The organism is Enterocloster sp. HCN-30185, from assembly GCF_037890305.1.
GTDB lineage: Bacteria > Bacillota > Clostridia > Lachnospirales > Lachnospiraceae > Enterocloster.
Genome location: NZ_JBBKBT010000030.1, coordinates 1 through 4,905, shown reverse-complemented (window position 1 = coordinate 4,905; position 4,905 = coordinate 1). Strand labels below are relative to the sequence as shown.

Sequence of the window (4,905 nt, the reverse complement as noted above, 5' to 3'; positions counted from 1 at the left end):
ATCCGTCATACAGGGAATGTGACTGAATTTGTGGATATCCTGCTCGATCGCTTTCTTAAGGATCTCTACCCCAGTCTCATCAAATGTACGGGTAAGGTACTCCGCTTTCGAATCTGCCGGAAGTTCCAGCAGCTTATCTTTCTTTATCTTGTCCTTTGCCGTGTTCCCATCCTCATCCACAGCATCCGGATCCCCCAGCAAAGCCCCATAAATGGCAAGGATGGAATCAATAAACTGCTCCTTATCAGCAATACGGTCGCTCATCAGGGCATTGTATGCGTCAATCAACGGGATCTGAAGCTCATAGTCTCCAATTGCCAGTTTATTGTTTAGATACTCAATGATCGGGATTTCCCTCAGATAATGGGGTTCCGGCTCCTCTAAAAGGGCCTGAGGGGTATCTATGGCTTCAATATTTAGTACCCATTTAAAATTTGGAGTCAGAACAGTGGCAACATAGGTTATATCCCGTTTGTCTGTATCATCTTTCCTGATATAATAATATACCGCAAAGAGCTCCCCCTGCTCGATCGTATCGTCATAAACCATGAATGTATTTTCGGGAGAAAGATTTTTCACGGCGAGGATGGTTTTATCTTCCTTGGGATAAATATATTCGTAGCATCTCCCGTAAATGGACAGATCCAAACCATTGTCCCCATCGGCCTCGTCCGCTCCGGCAGCTTCTAAAAGATCCGTCAAATCTGCAATATCCGTATCCGATTTATACGAAATTGGATTCCCAATAAAATAAGCGCTGGCTGTATCACTGATATCTTTTGCATGGTTACAGACCAGTTTATTTTTCCGGTTCTCGGACAGGATCTTATGTTCTCCTCCGTAATACTGCATCAGGACCCTAAGCTTTTCCGCCTCTCTCCGGTGCTTCATAATCAGAGTGTAAATTGCCCGTTTATCCGGGTTGCTTTCATCCCAGGCATCCCTAGGCATTGTGTATGTATACATAGTTCTCCCTCCTAATTCAGGCCATAAGAAGATTTCTTCTTTATGCGCACCCTCTTATTGTTCAGGATTGTGTAGCAAAAATACCTCACTGCATCCATAGCATGATCGTGCTGCTTCACCGGGGCATCTTCTCCCCGGTCCGTTGCTTTTGCATCCCAGATGTAGGACGCAAACTCCTTTATGGTATTGATACAGGACTGGCTGAACATGATTTTCCCCCGGTTCAACATACTCATGGTCAGCCGTATTCCGTCAGTCACCTCATTGGCTGCCTTAATCGTCTTATAACCACGTTCATTGAGTTCTGCGGCAAATGAAGTAGCTGCCGGGTCAATAATCACGCCCTGTATTGCTGTCCCATCCAGCCAAACCTCAAAATCATCCGCATAGGCAGACCCGGATTTCTGCTTTGTCTCACGCCCTGAATGGTAGTATTCACGGATACAGTACCAAACGCCATCTATACCTTTATTCCACAGAAGGAAAACCGTCGCATTCTGAGTACCATAGTCACAGCTCACATAGCGTCCTCCGTCAATCAAAAGAGGAGCTATGTCCCGTATTTTCCGGGTGTGCTTATCCGGGTCAAACATATCGTAGATAACGCCCTCGGCCATGGCCCAAAGGCCCATGATATAACGCTTAAAAAAGACACCGGTGTAGTCTCTGCGATATCTGGCCTTAATCTCTTCCGACAGGCTCAGGTTGTCGTCCATGGTGAAATGGACATACAGCAGCTTTTTAAGATCCGGCTCCTTCCCCGCAGCTTTTGCCTCCTCCCGGATCTTGGCGACCTTTTTCTTTCCCAGGTAGCCGATGGCCTTGTCGATCCAGTTTGCCTTAAACCAGTGATAGGGGCCGTCCGGGTTGCAGTTGAACCAGTACTTTGATCCAGTCACGGAGCAGCGGCCAGTTGCCTGGTTGACGAAGCTCTCAGGCATCAGCGCCACCTCATCACAGAACAGGCCCGCCAGGGTAATGCCCTGAATCAGATCCTGACTGCGCTCATCCTTACCGCCGAAGATGTAGAAGTAATTCGTGACCTGTCCCCTGCTGATCTCCACCATGTTGTCGGCTCGATGATCCACCACCCGATAGCCGCGGCTTTTAAGCATCAGCTTCAGCCAAAATAAAACGTTACGCCGAAAGGAGCCGATGGTCTTTCCGCACATGGCAAAGTTCTGACCTGAGAAAGTACTCATGGCCCACATCACAAAAGACAGGGACATACAGACGGTCTTACCGGATCGGATGGCCCCATCTGCTATAATGCCGTCATAATCCTTTACAGGGCTGTCAGGCACCCACCATGTCAGGATCTGCTTCTGCTTGCGGGAAAATGGCTGAAACTTGAAGATCTGAACCTTTGTCAGGATATTGCGCTGGCCTTTCAGCTTTTCAATCTTCTGTTTTGTCTGACTGATCCGCTCCTTAATCATCATTAGGATCACCCCACAAGTCTCCGGCCTCCGTATTCAATGCCCCCAGGAATCCATCCTCTTCCACTTCCGTCTCCTGTCCTCCCAGCTTCAGCGTTGCCATATCCAGTTTCATGAGTTCGATCTCCAAACGGGCATCATCTACACCGAAGCGGTGTAATGAATCAATGGCAGCCTGCTTGCGGGCCTGCACACGGGTCAGGGCATCCTCTATGTTCTGGATCTGGCCCAGCGTTGCGTGTTTCTCATCCAGATCCGTCCACTTATCCTTTTCGGTTCCCTTTTTCTTTTTGACGGTAGTAAAGTCCGCCTGCCGCAGGTTCTCAATCCGTTTCAGCATCCGACACTCCCTGACGGTCAGCAGCTGGATTTCCTGAAAGAGAAGCTGCTCCTTGTCATTTGGCACGGCTGCGGCCAGCTGCTTTTCTTCCGGATCCAGACAATCAAAAAGGAGAGTCTCGAACTCTCCTGTGGTGACTGCGTTCTTATTGCCTTCTGGGGCAGCTCCGCCATGGTTTCCAATGGCGTTTTGATTGCCCGGTTGACCACCCTTTGCTTTCGCAACGTTGCGTTTGCGCTTATGCAACGTTGCATTGGATTTTTCATCCCAGTTATATCTGTTTTTCCAACTCCGGATTGTCCCCACTGGAACCTCCAAAGTCTTAGAAATATCAATCAGTTTCATACCTTGCAGAAACAGCTCCTTTGCCTGCTCCTGACGTTCATCTGGTGCCCTTGCCAAGCCTCACCACCTCTCATTCGTGTTTGTTTTTTGGGGTATAGAAAAAGAGATAGCCGAAGCTATCCCTTCAAATCTTCCCCTTTGAAAATTGATATATTTTAACCCCTGCATAAACTACCAAAATTAAAATCGCTAGTGTTCCACCAACAAAATACATTGTTGGATGTTGATTAAGAGTTGTATATATCTTGCTACTAAATCCTTCATGCTTTATATAATATGCCCAACAACTAAATAGCAGGATTGTAATCATCACCCAATTACACCACCAAATCAATGGGTATTTCTGCACTAAATTAGCATTCACATCTTGTGACGATTTAATATTTAATCCTGTTAACTTGGCAATAAAAAACATAAATACATATACCAAATTCATAATACAGAAACACCAAATCGTTCCCACTATCATCAGTTTAGTAACTGGTATATCTTTTGCTCCCAAAAAAATATTATCTAATGAACTAATTCCACCAAATACAATAAAAGATAAGGCCGTGAAAATGGACACAAGAGAAATAAGTTGACCATTCATATCTTTGGTGAGCTTTGCTTCAGCCTCCTCCATTTTTTTATCAACTACCCTTGAATAATCTTCATCTGTCATTTTAAATAGAGAATATTGTCGCTTTGCAAGATTCATATGATCCCATAATTTTAATACAGTACGTTTTGTCCTATCATACGGACTTTTCTGATTCCTATGAACCGGCTTCCATTCATAATCCAACGCAAACTGTTCTCCATATATGTAATTAATAACCTTATCTAAATTTGTTTGCATTGTTCCGAATGTTTCTTCATTTTTAAGAGAAAAGATATAATTCGTTACATTAGTATATAATAATCTATCATCTTTGTTAATATATTGATGCAATATATCAAAGAATAGTTTTGAATCAAATTCTTTTGAGTCTTTAGATAATCGCTCACATAAATCATCTACCGCATTTTCCATTTCGCGAATATAATCAGATGTCGAATTTGACTTTCCTTCTTTTCTTTTATCCCACTCAATCATTTATTAATCCTTTTCGAAATATTCTTTTATAGCTTTCTTTTCGATAATGTTATTGCAATACTTTTCGTATGCATTGCACCATGGATCTTGATTGTGAGTTATCTCAACCAATGTCGATGCCGAATATTGTGCACATTGATCAACCATTTCATTGATTAACAATTTATCCTTCTTTAAAATCATTTCTTCAGCGTTTCGACATACAAATTTAGGGATATCAGAACTTCCAAAAACCTTAAACTCATGATACACCTCTGGCACTACGGGGCCGAAATCCCAAGCTTCAATATCTTCTTCAAAACAAGGAATTCCTATACTAACTAGAAAATTCGCCTGAACAAAGTACAATATTTTTTGTAGTTTCAGATTACTAATAGAATAGCCTTGTTTTTTACAATACCAGATAATGTATCTTGCAACATCAATAGCACTATACATAGTATTACCTCCCAGTAAATAAAGCAAAAAACTTGAATATAATGCCTATTATATCCAAGTCTACTTTTTGTCAATACTTTATTTACATTTAGTATATGCTATTTTATACAAAAAATCCATTGACATTTTATATAATTTTCAAATTAAACTTTTTATTCTATTTTAAAAAAAACAAACCCCCACACACAAGGATGTCTCTCTGTGCCTGGAACGTCTGGGTGGAGATTCCTAAACCAGGCTAACGGACCCTCCAGGAATCGAACCTGGGACACGGTGGTTAACAGCCACCTGCTCTACCA

At 42.9% G+C, this 4,905-nt stretch carries 5 protein-coding genes; all 5 read right to left on the bottom strand.

The window, feature by feature from the left end; genetic code table 11:
• The coding region (locus WKT10_RS15730; protein WP_340278029.1) for a phage portal protein at positions 1 to 966 on the bottom strand (966 nt) is incomplete at its 3' end.
• A gap of 11 nt (positions 967 to 977) precedes the next feature.
• The gene (locus WKT10_RS15725) at positions 978 to 2,408 is read right to left on the bottom strand and encodes a PBSX family phage terminase large subunit (protein ID WP_340278030.1); all 1,431 of its coding nucleotides are present in this window, start codon (positions 2,406 to 2,408) and stop codon (positions 978 to 980) included.
• A complete protein-coding gene (gene terS / locus WKT10_RS15720) occupies positions 2,398 to 3,147 on the bottom strand; it encodes a phage terminase small subunit (RefSeq protein WP_340278028.1) in 750 nt (249 codons plus the stop codon). Before terS ends, WKT10_RS15725 begins: the two co-directional genes overlap by 11 nt.
• A 67-nt stretch (positions 3,148 to 3,214) precedes the next feature.
• Entirely contained in the window at positions 3,215 to 4,168 is a 954-nt protein-coding gene (locus tag WKT10_RS15715) for a hypothetical protein (RefSeq protein ID WP_340278027.1), read from the bottom strand.
• Positions 4,169 to 4,171: 3 nt separating this feature from the next.
• Positions 4,172 to 4,606 carry a Panacea domain-containing protein gene (locus WKT10_RS15710; protein WP_340278026.1) on the bottom strand — a complete coding sequence of 145 codons (435 nt, stop codon included), beginning with the start codon at positions 4,604 to 4,606 and terminating at the stop codon, positions 4,172 to 4,174.
• Positions 4,607 to 4,905: the final 299 nt, after the last annotated feature.

Bases quoted from the DNA above. Each gene is read 5' to 3' on its own strand.
- WKT10_RS15725 (WP_340278030.1), bottom strand. From the start codon at position 2,408: ATGATGATTAAGGAGCGGATCAGTCAGACAAAACAGAAGATTGAAAAG.
- WKT10_RS15715 (WP_340278027.1), bottom strand. From the start codon at position 4,168: ATGATTGAGTGGGATAAAAGAAAAGAAGGAAAGTCAAATTCGACATCT.
- WKT10_RS15710 (WP_340278026.1), bottom strand. From the start codon at position 4,606: ATGTATAGTGCTATTGATGTTGCAAGATACATTATCTGGTATTGTAAA.